The sequence below is a fragment of the Marinobacter mangrovi genome (assembly GCF_016798325.1).
GTDB lineage: Bacteria > Pseudomonadota > Gammaproteobacteria > Pseudomonadales > Oleiphilaceae > Marinobacter_A > Marinobacter_A mangrovi.
Genome location: NZ_JAERVO010000001.1, coordinates 466,315 through 480,679 on the forward strand (window position 1 = coordinate 466,315; position 14,365 = coordinate 480,679).

The 14,365-nt window shown below is 61.3% G+C and carries 8 protein-coding genes; 5 read left to right on the top strand and 3 right to left on the bottom strand.

Annotated features, from left to right (window positions below; genetic code table 11):
* The first annotated feature begins 86 nt into the window (after positions 1–86).
* The 4 genes from malE to JL474_RS02085 all read left to right on the top strand — a co-directional run bounded on the left by malE (position 87) and on the right by JL474_RS02085 (position 5,216).
* Complete coding sequence (gene malE, locus JL474_RS02070; protein WP_203140742.1) at positions 87–1,286, top strand: maltose/maltodextrin ABC transporter substrate-binding protein MalE; 1,200 nt, start codon at positions 87–89, stop codon at positions 1,284–1,286.
* Positions 1,287–1,421: 135 nt separating this feature from the next.
* Positions 1,422–2,918 carry a maltose ABC transporter permease MalF gene (malF, locus tag JL474_RS02075; protein ID WP_203140743.1) on the top strand — a complete coding sequence of 499 codons (1,497 nt, stop codon included), beginning with the start codon at positions 1,422–1,424 and terminating at the stop codon, positions 2,916–2,918.
* A 9-nt stretch (positions 2,919–2,927) separates the two neighbouring features.
* Positions 2,928–3,818: a maltose ABC transporter permease MalG gene (malG, locus tag JL474_RS02080; protein WP_123633542.1), complete on the top strand. Its 891-nt coding sequence runs from the start codon at positions 2,928–2,930 to the stop codon at positions 3,816–3,818.
* A gap of 246 nt (positions 3,819–4,064) precedes the next feature.
* The gene (locus JL474_RS02085; RefSeq protein WP_203140744.1) at positions 4,065–5,216 is read left to right on the top strand and encodes an MFS transporter; all 1,152 of its coding nucleotides are present in this window, start codon (positions 4,065–4,067) and stop codon (positions 5,214–5,216) included.
* A 452-nt stretch (positions 5,217–5,668) separates the two neighbouring features.
* Here the strand turns inward: JL474_RS02085 and malK are convergent, their stop codons facing one another.
* The 3 genes from malK to malT form a co-directional block, all read right to left on the bottom strand.
* Complete coding sequence (malK, locus tag JL474_RS02090) at positions 5,669–6,784, bottom strand: maltose/maltodextrin ABC transporter ATP-binding protein MalK (protein WP_203140745.1); 1,116 nt, start codon at positions 6,782–6,784, stop codon at positions 5,669–5,671.
* Positions 6,785–6,840: 56 nt separating this feature from the next.
* Complete coding sequence (locus JL474_RS02095) at positions 6,841–8,457, bottom strand: alpha-glucosidase family protein (RefSeq protein ID WP_203140746.1); 1,617 nt, start codon at positions 8,455–8,457, stop codon at positions 6,841–6,843.
* A gap of 216 nt (positions 8,458–8,673) precedes the next feature.
* Positions 8,674–11,430, bottom strand: coding sequence for an HTH-type transcriptional regulator MalT (malT, locus tag JL474_RS02100; RefSeq protein ID WP_203140747.1), 2,757 nt, complete (start codon positions 11,428–11,430; stop codon positions 8,674–8,676).
* Between the two features lie 257 nt (positions 11,431–11,687).
* Between malT and aceE the strand changes: the two genes are divergently transcribed.
* A complete protein-coding gene (gene aceE / locus JL474_RS02105) occupies positions 11,688–14,351 on the top strand; it encodes a pyruvate dehydrogenase (acetyl-transferring), homodimeric type (RefSeq protein WP_203141283.1) in 2,664 nt (887 codons plus the stop codon).
* Positions 14,352–14,365: the final 14 nt, after the last annotated feature.

The following is a 14,365-nucleotide window of genomic DNA, read 5'->3' on the forward strand; positions in this document are numbered from 1 at the left end:
ATCGCGATAACGACAAAAGCGACCTTCCCCCTGGGTGACGCCCTCGGGACAAAAACAATAAGGCAGAGAACAGAGAGGTACTGACAATGAATCGCCGCAATTTCATCCGCAGCACGCTCGCCGTCTCCATCCTGGCAACCACCATGGGTGCCGTTGCACCGGCTCAGGCCGACATCGAGGAGGGCAAGCTGGTTGTCTGGATCAACGGTGACAAGGGCTACAACGGACTGCAGGAAGTCGGTGACTGGTTTACCAAGGAAACCGGTATTCCCGTGGAAGTGGCTCATCCTGACAGTGCAACCGACAAATTCCAGCAGGCTGCGGCGACCGGCAATGGTCCCGACATCTTCATCTGGGCGCACGATCGCCTGGGCGAGTGGGCACAGAGTGGCCTGATCTCTGAAATCAACCCGTCCCAGTCCATTCGCGACGCCAACTACGACTTCACCTGGGATGCGGTTACCGTGGACGGCAAGGTTTACGGCTACCCGATGGCGGTGGAATCCGTCGGCCTGATCTACAACAAGGATCTGGTCCCCAACCCGCCCAAGTCCTTCGAGGAAATCCCGGCGCTGGACAAGAAGCTGGCAGAGCAGGGCAAAAAAGCCATCCTGTGGGACTACAACAACACCTACTTCACCTGGCCGCTGCTGGCCGCCGATGGCGGTTACATCTTCAAGAAGACCGACAGCGGTTATGACGTTTCCGATACCGGTGTGAACACCGAGGGCGCCATCGCGGGCGGCAAAGTGCTCAAGTCCCTGATCGACGAGGGCGTCATGCCCCGCGGCGCGGACTACGGCGCCATGGACTCCCAGTTCAACAAGGGTGAACTGGCGATGATGATCAACGGTCCCTGGGCCTGGGCGAACCTGAAGAAGAGCGGCATCAACTTCGGCGTCACCACGCTGCCGACCATCAACGGCCAGAAGCCCAAGCCGATGGTGGGCGTCATGGCGGCCACGCTGAATACCGCAAGCCCGAACAAGGACCTGGCCGTGGAATTCCTGGAAAACTACGCGCTGTCGGTCAAGGGCCTGAAAATGGTCAACGACGACGTGCCGCTGGGTGCCGTGGCCAACAAGGAGCTGATGGACGAGCTGTCGGCTGACAACCCGTACATCAAGGCCACGTTCAAGAACGCCGAACTGGGTGAGCCGATGCCGAACGTGCCTGCAATGGGCGCCTTCTGGTCCTCCATGGCGCCGGCGCTGCAGAACATCACGGCCGGTCGCCAGTCCGTCAAGGAAGCACTGGATACGGCCGCGACCCGCATTACCCGATAAAGGCCTCGGGCCGGTGGTGGCAATGGCTACCACCGGCCGCCGGCGACCTGGCCGGTGTCCAGGCAACAACCGACGGGGCTGACTACAATGTTAACCGAGACGCTGTCCTATCCGCGTACAGCAAGCAGACCTTTCATGACCCGAGCTATCCTGAAGTGGGGCGTCCTGGCCGTGCTGGTCGGCATGGCGCTTTACCTGATCGTCGCGCTGTATGCCCAGCGTGAATTCGTATTCGCCATGCTGTTCCTGGTGCTGACAGCATCGGCGGTGGCCGTTTTCGTGAGCAAACGACTCTACGCGCATCGCTACATCTATCCGGCGGTGGCCGGGATGGGCCTGTTCGTGATCTTCCCGCTGATGTACACCGTGGGAATCGGCTTCACCAACTACAGCGCCAGCAACCTGTTGAGTTTCGAGCGGGTGCAGGACAACCTGCTCTCGCGCACCTATCAGTCGGAATCGGCCCGCTACAACTATGACCTGTACCAGACCGATGCCGGCTATGTGGTTTTCCTCAAGAGCGACGCGGGCGATCTGATTTCAGCGCCTTTCGAACTGAAAGACGGCCAGGTACCGCCGATTGAGGTCAGCCCGACGGCGACGGCCCCGGCCGGCGAGCCGTTGGCTTTCCGCGACATCATCAAGCAGCGCAACGCGCTGGGCGAACTGCGGCTGCAGACGCCGGATGGCCGCGAGCTGTCCATGGCCAGCCTGCGAGCGTTCGCCACCATCAAGCCACTGTACGAAAAATCCGGCCACGACACCCTGACCAATACCCGTACCGGGGTGACCTATTTCCCCAATCAGGACACCGGTTTCTACGAAAGCGCCGACGGGGACAAACTGGTGCCGGGCTGGACCGTCAATGCCGGGTTCGACAACTACAAGCGCGTGATCACGGACCCGAGCATCAGCGGGCCGTTCATGCAGATCTTCGTCTGGACGCTGCTGTTCTCCGTGGGCACGGTGGTGTTCACGCTTGTCCTGGGCCTCTTGTTGGCCAACCTGCTGCAGTGGGACCAGATCCGCGGTAAGGGCTTCTATCGCACGATGCTGATCCTGCCTTACGCGGTTCCGGCGTTTATCTCCATCCTGGTGTTCAAGGGGCTGTTCAACCAGAACTTCGGTGAAATCAACCTGGTGCTGGAAAACCTGTTTGGCATCCGCCCGGACTGGTTCAGCGACCCGGCCATGGCACGGTCGATGATCCTGATCGTCAACACCTGGCTGGGCTATCCCTACATGATGCTGTTGTGCATGGGGCTGTTGCAGTCCATTCCCCGGGATCTCTACGAAGCCTCCGCCATGGACGGGGCCGGGCCGATCAACAACCTGATGAACATCACGTTCCCGTTGATCCTCAAACCACTGGCGCCTCTGCTGATCGCGAGCTTCGCCTTCAACTTTAACAACTTCGTGTTGATAGCCCTGCTGACCGGCGGTGCGCCGGACATCATCGGCGCCAGTACCCCGGCGGGCACTACGGATCTGCTGGTCAGTTACACCTACCGGATTGCCTTCCAGGATTCCGGCCAGAACTTCGGTCTGGCGGCGGCGATCGCTACGGTGATCTTCCTGGTGGTGGGTGCGCTGTCACTGATCAACCTCAAACTGTCCAAGATCAAGGTGTAGGAGGCGGCTATGGCAATGGTAGAACCGCGTTCAACGAAATACCGCGTGCTGGCCTCCCACCTGGGAATGCTGTGCTTCATCGCGTTGATCCTGTTCCCGCTGCTGATGGTGATTTCCATCTCCTTCCGCAGCGGTAATTTCGCCACCGGCAGCCTGCTGCCGGAGGTGCCCTCGCTGGAGCACTGGTCCCTGGCGCTCGGCATTCCCTACACGGACGATGCCGGCAATGTGGTCCAGCCGCCGTTTCCGGTGCTGCTGTGGCTGTGGAACTCCATCAAGATTGCGGTGATTTCCTCGCTGCTGATCCTGGCGCTCTCTACCACGGCGGCCTACGCCTTCGCGCGGATGCGCTTTGCGGGCAAGGGCTTTGTGCTCAAGTCCATGCTGATCTTCCAGATGTTCCCGCCGGTGCTGTCACTGGTGGCGCTTTACGCGCTGTTCAACGAGATTGGTAAGCACATCAGCTGGTTGGGCCTGAATACCCACGGCGCTGTGATCGTCGCCTCTTTGGGCGGGATGGCGCTGCACATCTGGACCATCAAGGGCTACTTCGACTCCATCGACCGGTCCCTGGAAGAAGCGGCGATTGTCGACGGCGCCACCACCTGGCAGGCGTTCCGCTACATCCTGCTGCCGCTGTCGGTGCCGATCCTGATGGTAGTGTTCATCCTGGCGTTCATCATGACGATCATGGAGTACCCGATGGCGTCGATCCTGCTGGTGGATACGGACAAGCTGACCCTGGCCGTCGGCGCCCAGCAGTATCTCTATGAGCAGAATTATCTGTGGGGCGATTTTGCCGCCGCGGCCGTGCTGTCCGGACTGCCCATTACCGCTGTGTTCCTGTATTGCCAGCGGTGGATTGTTGGCGGGCTGACCGCCGGTGGTGTGAAGGGGTAAGTGATACGCCCGAATAAAAGTTTTGGGTAAGCTCGGCGGAGCCGGGCTCATCCGATTGCGCGAAAAAGGTTGCGTCTTCCTGACTGAGTGATTCCGCGACCCCGGACCCGCCTGAACCCGCTGGCTGCTCCGGGGCTTTTTTGTGGTGGGACGCAGGTCCGCGTGTCGCCGGCAGCGGGACTGGGGGCGCTGGCTCACTCACGGTATGCTCGACGTATAGACTCATCGCTAACAGGGACGTTGTCCATGTCCTCACTCTCCGCAGAGATGGAACAGGCACCCGGTCGACCGCACCAGACGGCGACCCGCATTACTTTCCTGATTTCCGGCATTGCCCTGGCGGCCTGGGCGCCGTTGGTGCCTTACGCCAAGGCTCGCGTGGAAGTGGGCGACGGCGTTTTCGGGCTGCTCCTGCTGTGCCTCGGAGCCGGATCGATCCTCTCCATGCCGTTGGCCGGGCCCATGGTGAGCCGAGCTGGCTATCGACGGGTGATCATTCCCGCCGCGTTGCTCGGGGTTGCCATGTTGCCGTTATTGGCGAGTGTGTCGAGCCTGCCTCTGTTGATTGCGGCCTTGTTCCTGTTCGGTGGTGGCATTGGCGCGCTGGATGTGGCGATGAACATGCAGGCGATCGTGGTGGAGCGGGCCAGCGGGCGGTCGTTGATGTCGGGCTTTCACGGACTGTTCAGTCTGGGCGCCATTATCGGGGCGGCCAGCATGGCCGGTTTACTGGGTCTGGGGGCGACACCGTTATTGGCGACCAGTTGTGTGTTGGGCCTCGTGCTGATCGGACTTTTCCTGGCCTCGTCCGGTCTGCTTTCGGACACCGGTCAGCAGAGCGGTCCGGTGTTTGCGGTTCCCCGCGGTGTTGTGTTGGTCATCGGTCTGGTGTGCTTCGTGTCTTTTCTGAGTGAGGGCGCGATGCTGGACTGGACCGCCATCTTCTTTGTTGATCATCTGGATGTGGCGGTGTCCCGGGCCGGGCTCGGGTTTGCCGCTTTCTCGGTCACCATGACTCTGGGCCGGCTCACCGGCGATCGTTTTGTGGCCCGCTTTGGCGGCGGGCGCGTGGTGGCAGTAGGCGGCGGCGTGGCCGCCTGCGGCATCGTGTTGCTCACGTTCGCGCCGAACGGGCTGGTGGGTCTGTTGGGCTGCGCTCTGGTCGGGGCGGGTTGTTCCAATATCGTACCCGTCATGTTTACCCGGGCCGGTCAGCAGACGGCCATGCCCGAACACCTGGCCGTGCCGGCCGTGGCGACGCTGGGCTATATCGGCGTGCTGATGGGGCCGGCGACGATTGGGTTCCTGTCGGAGCTGATGGGGCTGGGGATGGCGTTCCTGGTGTTGGCGGGGCTGTTGCTGGCGGTTTCCGGGGCGTCGCGTTTTTTGCAGGGTTGATGATATTCCCGATAGGCTCCTCGGGCTCGAAGCATAAAAAGGGCAGCCCTGCGGGCTGCTCCGAAGCTGAAGCGTCGGCTACATTTAATACCAACTCGAGTATGTAGCAGATGCTTTAGCTTCTGAGGCGCCGTCAGGTGCCCCTCATTCAGGCATTGCTTGCTGCATGTTGTTCATATCCCCAGAGCGTTATGCACCCGGCTTAAACGAAACCAATGGACGCCATCGCTGGAGAAAAGGGCATGGATGTCCTTGACCGCAATAGCGGGCCAGGGATGGCCCTCTAGGGCGGCGGAAGCGATGGTGTCCATTGGTTTCAGCCCCCAAGGTCCGCCAACCTGCCCATGTAATGATCCCGTCAACTCCCATTCTCCAGACAAAAAAAGGCCCGCACGGGGCGGGCAATAACGTGACAAACGTTGATGAGAGTGTGAGGAGATGGTTGTCGAGCCCTAGAGGTCGATGCACGGCTCCTTGAAGAGCCGCGGACAAGCCGTGCCGTCCTGACGGAACAGGTGACACATCTCCGGCTTGATGCCCAGTGCGACCGCATCGCCTTCCTGTACCGGGTTCGTGCCCTCGGTCCGCATGGTGATGATGCCGTCGATGCCTTCCATATCCAGGTGGACCAGCGTCTGGTAGCCCAGGCGTTCCACGACATTGACCGCGCCCTGGATCGCCACGGTGCCCTCGTCATGCGTCGAGAAATGCTCGGGTCGGATCCCCAGGGTGACCCGCTCGCCTTCAGACAGCGCACCGCCATTGATCGGCAGGGTCATCTGCATGGCGCCGGGCAGGTTGACCGTGACCTCCTGGCTGCTGGCTGCCACCACGTCGCCGTCGATAAAGTTCATCTTCGGTGAACCGATGAAGCCCGCCACGAACCGGGTCGCCGGGTAGTGATACAGCTCCAGCGGTTTGCCCACCTGGGCGATGGCGCCGTTGTCCAGGGCGACGATCTTGTCGGCCATGGTCATGGCTTCCACCTGGTCGTGGGTCACGTAAATCATGGTCGCGCCCAGGCGCTTGTGCAGGCCGGATATCTCGATCCGCATCTGGACTCGCAGGGACGCATCCAGATTCGAAAGCGGTTCGTCGAACAGGAACACCGCTGGCTCACGGACGATGGTCCGGCCGATCGCCACCCGTTGACGCTGCCCGCCGGACAGGTCCTTGGGCTTGCGTTGAAGCAGGTTGTCGAGCTGGAGGAGGCGTGCCGCGTCGTTCACCCGACGGTCGATCTCGCCTTTCTTGACGCTGGCCAGCTTCAGGCCGAAGGCCATATTCTCGGCCACGTCCATGTGCGGGTAGAGCGCATAGGACTGGAACACCATGCCCACCTCACGATCCTTGGGCGGCTTGTCGTTGACGCGTTCCTGGCCGATGTAGAGGTCGCCTTCGGAGATGTCCTCCAGTCCGGCGATCATCCGCAACAGGGTCGACTTGCCGCAGCCGGAGGGACCCACGAAGACCACAAATTCGCCGTCCTGGATGTCCAGGTTCACGTTGCGTGTGACTTCGGCATCGCCGAAGCGCTTATAGACGTTTCTGAGAGTGACGCTTGCCATAGTCTTCAGTCTTTGTTGTCAGTGTATGGCGGTCCGGCTTTGGGGCCGGAGCCTGTTTAACCCTTGGCGATGCCCGCGCTGTAGGGTGGCAGGGTGACGGCACTGCCGCGCCAGTCTGCCGTCAGCGATGCCGGTGTATCCGACAGGGCGGTAGCCGGTTGCGGCAACGACAGTGACACTTTCTGGTCGCTGAAGTTCAGGGCAACCAGCAGACGCTGCCCGTCGGTTTCGCGACGGAACAGCAGGGTGTCTTCCTGGCTTTCCATAAACCGAATGCTGCCGGTAAGCAGCGCGGGTTGCTGGCGTCGCCAACCCAGGAATTCCCGATAGGCCTGCAGGACCGAATGCCGCTCGTTCTCCTGTTCGGAGACCGCCGCGTTCAGGTGTTCTTCGTAAACAGGCAACCACGGCTTGGCCTCGCTGAAACCGGCGTTGTGGGCCATCGCATCCCAGACCATGGGCGTGCGGCAGCCGTCGCGGCCCTTGTATTCCGGCCAGAAGCTGATGCCGTAAGGATCCACAAGATCCTCAAAAGCCAGCTCGGCTTCGGTCATGCCCAGCTCTTCGCCCTGATAGATGCAGGCGCTGCCGCGCAGGCTCAGCATCATGATCATGAACAGCTTGATCTGTTCCGGACCCTCGGCCTGCCAGCGGCTGGCGACCCGCGCCACATCATGATTGCCGATCGCCCAGCAGGGCCAGCCGTCTTCCAGCTTGGATTCGATGCCTTCGACCGTATGCTTGATGAAGTCCGCGCCGCGTTGTTCGGTCAGCAGGTCGAACGAGTAGGCCATGTGCAGCTTGTCGCCGTTGCTGGTGTAGTCCGCCATGGTCTGCAGGGAATTGTCGTCGCCGATTTCGCCGACGGTCGTGGTCCCCGGGTATTCATCCAGCAGGGCGCGCAGGCGTTTGAGGAACGCCAGGTTCTCCGGCTGGGTCTTGTCGTACTTGTGGTACTGATAGGCGTAGGGATTTTCTTTACGCACACCGATCGACGCTTCCTGGACCGCCTGGCTGGGCGGATTGTTGCGCAGCTTCGGATCGTGGAAACAGAAATTGATGGCATCCAGGCGGAAACCGTCGACGCCACGATCCAGCCAGAACCGGACCTCGTCGAGGATCTGATCCTGAAGTTCCGGGTTGTGGAAGTTCAGATCCGGCTGGCTGGCCAGGAAATTGTGCAGGTAATACTGCCGGCGACGGCTGTCCCAGGCCCAGGCGGAGCCCCCGAAAACGGACAGCCAGTTGTTGGGCGGGGTGCCATCGGCCTGGGCGTCGGCCCAGACGTACCAGTCCGCCTTGGGGTTGTCGCGGCTGACCCGGCTTTCCTTGAACCATTCATGTTCTTCCGAGGTGTGGCTCAGCACCTGGTCGATCATGATCCTGAGGTCGCGCTTGTGCGCCTCGGCGATCAGCACGTCGAAATCCTCGAGGGTGCCGAAGATCGGGTCCACGCCCCGGTAGTCGGACACGTCGTAACCGAAATCCTTCATGGGTGAGGTGAAGAAGGGCGACAGCCAGATGGCATCGACGTTCAGGCTGGCAATGTAGTCCAGCTTGGCGGTCACGCCCGGCAGATCGCCGATGCCGTCACCGTTGGAGTCGAAGAAGCTGCGGGGATAAACCTGGTAGATGACAGCACCGCGCCACCAGTCGGGATTCTTTTGCATCATGCCTCACTCAGAACAAAGTCGGTTTTGGCGTCCGTGAACGTCGTGGTGGCGTGGATCACACAGCCGACCGGTCCCGCGGCGCCCTTGTTGTTGTGATGACACTATGGTGCTCGTGCGGGGCGTGGCGGGCATCCTCCTGACACGCTTTTTGCTGGCGTAGACGGGGGGAGGAGGGGGCGTAGGTCCGCTCATGCGGACCTCGTCCCCGGTGGTTTTCTACTCCCCCTGAATCTTGCTCAGCAGATCCCGGGCCAGCTCGATCGCCTCGGAACGATGCGCAATGTTTTGCTTCTGGTACAGGCTGCGGATGTGCGTCTTGACGGTCGTCGCCGCCACCTTCAGATGCTCGGCAATCTGGTCGTTGGACAGCCCCGCGTGGATGAGGCTGAGGATCTGCCATTCGCGCCGGGTCAGCGGCGAGGTGCGGATCAGCTCCGGCACGTCCGGCCGGTCGATGATGTCCTGGATGATCGCCTCGTCCAGCGAGATCCGGATCGCGCGGCTGAAGTCCCGTTGCTGCTGGGAGAGCTGGATCAGACGCTCCGCCCGCTGCAACTCCATGCCATCGATCAGTTGGTCGTTGATCAGGGCTTTCAGGATCACGATCAGCACCTTGCCCAGACGCAGGAAGCTACCGACCGCACCGGTCGTGCTGGCCAGTTGCAGCGCCTCGCGCATATGAAACAGGGCCTGCTCGCGATCCTCCAACTGCCAGTGCATGTGGGCCAGCGCAATATGGTTGCGGTTCAGGTCCATTTGCAGCCCGATGCGTTCGGCCACCGCCTGCAATCCTTCGAGGATGGGTCTGGCTTTTTCCGGCTGTTCGAGACTCAAATAGGCCCTGGCCCAGTTGCGGGCATTGCACTGCAGGAAGTGGTTGGTGGCGTCCTCGATGGCGTAGTCCGGCGCGGCCGTCAGCCATCGCTGGATGGCTTCCCGGTCACGGACGGCGTCCCAGAACGACAACATGGTGGCGTGGGAATTGGCGACCCAGTCGATGTGGTATTCGCCCGAAGCCAGCATTTTCTGGATCTTCTGGATGTAGTCGGCGCACAGCGTTTGCCGGCCGCGGGCCTGGGCCACCTTGGCCAGGGACGTATAGCTCTGCAGGTACCAGCGCTCCCCCTGGGCTTCAAGGATCTCGATGCCCTGCAGGGCACAGCGCTCGGCGTTTTCCAGATGGTGCCATTCCCACATGACCTGGCTGCGGATGCGGTACAGGAATTCGAGGATTGGCAGGTGGTCGAGGTGATATTCCTCGGCATACTGGAACGCCCGCTCCTGCACGTTATAGGCCTTCTGCAGCAGTCCCATGGCCACGTTGATTTCCGACTGCTGGCACAGTGCCCAGAGTACGTTCTGGTGGGCGCCGTGGGCCCGGGCGAGGGTTTCGGTGTCCTGCATGCGGGCGAGGGCTTCCTTGAGGTGACCTTCCACAAACAGGGCTTCGCCCATCACTGAGGCAGCGGCGACCTTGGACGTGGGCAGGAATCGGGCTTCCTGTTCCATGGCGTCTGTGGCCTGGCCCAGGGCAGTATGGGAATCCCCGAAATTCATGGCCACCTGGGCGCGAACGGCGCTGAATTCGCAGCGCACGGAGCGTAAATCGTCGTCACTGAGGTGTTCCTTCAGTTTCGCTTCGGCGGCAGCCAGCCATTGTTCCGCCTCGTCAAACTTGTACTGGCTCTGGGCCACCCAGGCGCGCAGCAGCGTCAGCAGCGGTTCGTCGGCGATGCTGGTCGGGTCCAGCGCATCCAGACACTGTTGCAGCAGGGCAAACTGGCCTTCGGTAAAGAAGGCGCGGCCATGGTCCAGGAGGATGCGGGTGATGCGTTGCTGGTCCTGCGCCTTGACCGCGTGGCGGGCCGCCTCTTCCGGGCGATCCAGTTCGCGCCAGGCGTCGCTGGCCTGCTGGTGCAGGGCCGTGACGTCCTCCTGGGCGGAACAGGCGAGGAGATGACGCAGGTACGCGCTGAACAGGGGGTGGTAGCGGAACCACAGGCCGCTGCTGTCCAGGGGCATGACGAAAAAGCCTTTGCTGATCAGCTGGTTGAGCAGGGCCTGACCGTCCCGATGACCCGCTACACGCATGGCGAGAAAGGCATTGAAGCGGTCGAGCAGGGAGGTACGCAGGAGAAAACCGAGCGCTTCGTCGTCCAGTTGGCGACCTAGCAATTCGTCGAAGTAATCGAAAATGTACTGGTTCCCGTCCTCGAATTGCTCCACCATTTCGTTAAACGCAACACTGGTTGCGGCGCTGGTGGCAACGAGTTGCAGGGCCGATACCCAGCCTTCAACACGCCGCACCGCCCGCTCGATGCTTTCCCGCGAGACTTCGTAAGGGAGGCGCTGTTCGAAATAATGCTGTGCCTCGTCGGCATCGAAGCCGAGATCCCGGGCACTGATCTCCAGCATATGACCCTGCATGCGCAACTGTGCGACGCCGATCGGCGGCACCGTGCGTGTCAGGATGATCATCGTCAGATAGGCCGGTTGGTGGCGCAGCAGGAAGCGCATGGCTTCGTGGATTTCGGGATCGGTGATCAGGTGGTAGTCGTCCAGGACGACGTAGAGCGGTTCGGCCTCGACCGGCATTTCAGCCAGCAGGTGCGTCAGAAATTCCTGCAGGTTATCAAAGCCGGATGTCGTTAACCGTCGTAACGTATCGGGGCAGGTGCCTGGCCGGTTGCTTTCCAGCGTGTGGGCCAGGTAAGCCGCGAACTGGCCGGGCTGATTGTCCGGGGCGTCCAGTCGGTACCAGGCGACGTCCGCCTCCAGCGCCTTCAAGCGTTCGGCGGTTGTGGTGGTCTTGCCGTAGCCCGCCGGTGCCTGGACCAGCATGAGACCGACACTATTCGTTTCATGCAACGTGTCATTGAATTTTTCCCGGGCAATCAGTGCCGCGGGCGCCTGTGGTGGTAAGGTTTTTGCGCTGATAAAAGTGCGCTCACCTGGCACGATTGTTGTTGTCATTACCATCGCCGGTCATGCCCATTTGTTGTAAATAATAGCAAAAAAACTCTATTATATAGCGCTATTAAGTTACCTTGATTTATTTATTACTACAAAAGTCGTATGACTTCACCGGGCTGCTTCTGGTAGCCGATCGCCTGGTCTCTCACCCCCGACCCGTCCCGGCCGCATGCCATTATGGACAGGTCTGCCCCGCAAGAGCCAGTGGCGATCCAGAACCGGTCGAGCCCAGCTTCCGCACGAGGAGATATTGAATGTTGCATGATGAAGATCCGACGGAAACCGGGGAGTGGATGGATGCCCTTGACTCCGTTCTGAGTGAGGAAGGGCTTGAACGGGCAGCATTTCTGCTCGAGCGGCTGGGCGAACGCGCCAGCAGGGACGGGGCCGCGTTGCCCTACAGCGTCAACACACCGTATCGCAATACCATTCCTGCCAGCCGGGAAGCGCGTATGCCGGGCGATCTGTTCATGGAGCGCCGCATTCGCTCGCTGATCCGCTGGAACGCGCTGGCCATGGTGATCCGGGCCAACAAGCGTCCGGGCGAGCTGGGTGGTCACATCCACTCGTTCTCATCCATCGCCACGCTGCTGGACGTCGGTTTTAATTACTTCTTCCACGCCGGAGATGAAAACCGCGAAGGCGACCTGATCTACTTCCAGGGCCACTCTTCACCGGGCCTCTACGCCCGTTCCTTCCTGGAAGGGCGCCTGACCGAAGATCACCTGGACAAGTTCCGTAACGAGGTGGACGGCGATGGCCTGTCTTCGTACCCGCACCCGTGGCTGATGCCGGATTACTGGCAGTTCCCGACCGTGTCCATGGGCCTGGGACCGATCCAGGCGATCTACCAGGCGCACGTCATGAAGTACCTGCACAACCGTGAACTGACTGAAGGGCCGGATCGCAAGGTCTGGTGTTTCATCGGTGACGGTGAGTGCGACGAGCCTGAGACCCTGGGTGCTATTGGCCTGGCCGGTCGTGAAAAGCTCGACAACCTGATTTTCGTGGTCAACTGTAACCTGCAGCGTCTGGACGGACCGGTCCGCGGCAACGGCAAGATCATCCAGGAGCTGGAAGGCATTTTCCGTGGTGCCAACTGGAACGTCCTGAAAGTCGTCTGGGGTCGTCTGTGGGATCCGCTGTTCGAGCAGGACGAAGATGGCCGCATGCAGAAAGTCATGGACGAAGCCGTCGATGGCGAGATGCAGAACTTCAAGTCCAACGGTGGTGGCTACGTGCGCCAGAACTTCTTCGGTCGCGATCCGGAGTTGCTCAAGCGCGTCGAGCACATGTCCGACGAGGACATCTACGCCCTGAACCGTGGTGGGCACGATCCGTACAAGGTCTATGCGGCGTATCACGAAGCGGTGAACCACAAGGGCGGCCCGACCGTGATCCTGGCCCACACCATTAAAGGCTACGGCTTCGGTGAGCAGGGGCAGGCGCAGAACACCGCGCACCAGCAGAAGAAGCTGAGCATGGACACCATCAAGGCATTCCGTGACCGCTTCGGTGTGCCGATCTCGGACGACGAGATCGAAAGCATGCCTTACTACAAGCCGGCGGACGATTCGCCGGAGATGAAGTACCTGCAGAAGATGCGCAGCAAGCTGGGTGGCTCCCTGCCGCGTCGCCGTCGCGACAGCCAGCCGCTGACCATCCCGCCGCTGGAAACCTTCAAGCAGCAGCTGGACGACAGTGGCGACCGGGAATTCTCCACCACCATGGCGTTCGTGCGCATGCTGGGCACGCTGATCAAGGACAAGCAGATCGGCTCCCGCGTCGTCCCGATCGTGCCGGACGAAGCCCGGACCTTCGGTATGGACGGGATGTTCCGCCAGATGGGCATCTACACGGCCGAAGGGCAGAAGTACACGCCCAACGACCGCAACCAGATCATGTACTACCGTGAGGACCGCAAGGGCCAGATCCTGCAGGAAGGCATCAACGAAGCCGGTGCCATGTCCGCCTGGATCGCGGCGGCGACCTCATACAGCACCAACGACTACCCGCTGATCCCGTTCTACATCTTCTACTCGATGTTCGGTTTCCAGCGCGTCGGCGACCTGTGCTGGGCGGCTGGCGACATGCGCGCCCGCGGCTTCCTGCTGGGCGGTACCGCCGGCCGGACCACGCTGAACGGCGAAGGCCTGCAGCATCAGGATGGCCACAGCCACGTGCTGTCCGCCACCGTGCCCAACTGCGTGTCCTATGACCCGACCTTCGCCTACGAAGTCGCCGTCATTGTTCGTCACGGTCTGCAGCGCATGTACGGCGACAACGAGAACGTCTACTTCTACCTGACGCTGATGAACGAAAACTACGCCCATCCGGCGATGCCGAAAGGCGTCGAGGACGGCATCATCCGCGGTATCTACAAGCTGGAGTCCCACGGCGCGAAGAAAGGTGCCAAGAAGGCCAAGCACAACGTCCGTCTGCTGGGCAGCGGCGTTATCCTCAACGAGGTGCGTGAAGCCGCGAAGATCCTGGCCGAGAAGTACGAGGTAGGCTCCGATGTCTACAGTGTGACCAGCTTCACCGAGCTGGCCCGTGACGGGCAGCACGCCGAGCGCTGGAATCGCCTGCATCCGGCATCGCGTCCGCGTACGGCCTACATCCAGGAGGTTCTGGGTGACTCCGATACGCCGGTGATTGCGTCCACCGACTACATGCGCCTGTTCGCCGAGCAGGTCCGTGGCTGGGTACCGGCGGACTACACCGTGCTGGGTACCGACGGTTTCGGACGCAGTGACACCCGCGAGAAGCTGCGTCGTCATTTCGAAGTCGACCGGCAGCATGTGGTCGTGGCTGCACTGGGCTCCCTGGCACGTCAGGGCAAGATCAAGCCTGAAGTGGTTGAAGAGGCCATCCGCGAGTTTGGTATCGATGCCGACAAACCGGCCCCGGCAACCCACTAAAACCGTTAAGGAGA

Bases quoted from the DNA above. Each gene is read 5' to 3' on its own strand.
- malE (WP_203140742.1), top strand. From the start codon at position 87: ATGAATCGCCGCAATTTCATCCGCAGCACGCTCGCCGTCTCCATCCTG.
- malF (WP_203140743.1), top strand. From the start codon at position 1,422: ATGACCCGAGCTATCCTGAAGTGGGGCGTCCTGGCCGTGCTGGTCGGC.
- malG (WP_123633542.1), top strand. From the start codon at position 2,928: ATGGCAATGGTAGAACCGCGTTCAACGAAATACCGCGTGCTGGCCTCC.
- JL474_RS02085 (WP_203140744.1), top strand. From the start codon at position 4,065: ATGTCCTCACTCTCCGCAGAGATGGAACAGGCACCCGGTCGACCGCAC.
- malK (WP_203140745.1), bottom strand. From the start codon at position 6,784: ATGGCAAGCGTCACTCTCAGAAACGTCTATAAGCGCTTCGGCGATGCC.
- JL474_RS02095 (WP_203140746.1), bottom strand. From the start codon at position 8,457: ATGATGCAAAAGAATCCCGACTGGTGGCGCGGTGCTGTCATCTACCAG.
- malT (WP_203140747.1), bottom strand. From the start codon at position 11,430: ATGACAACAACAATCGTGCCAGGTGAGCGCACTTTTATCAGCGCAAAA.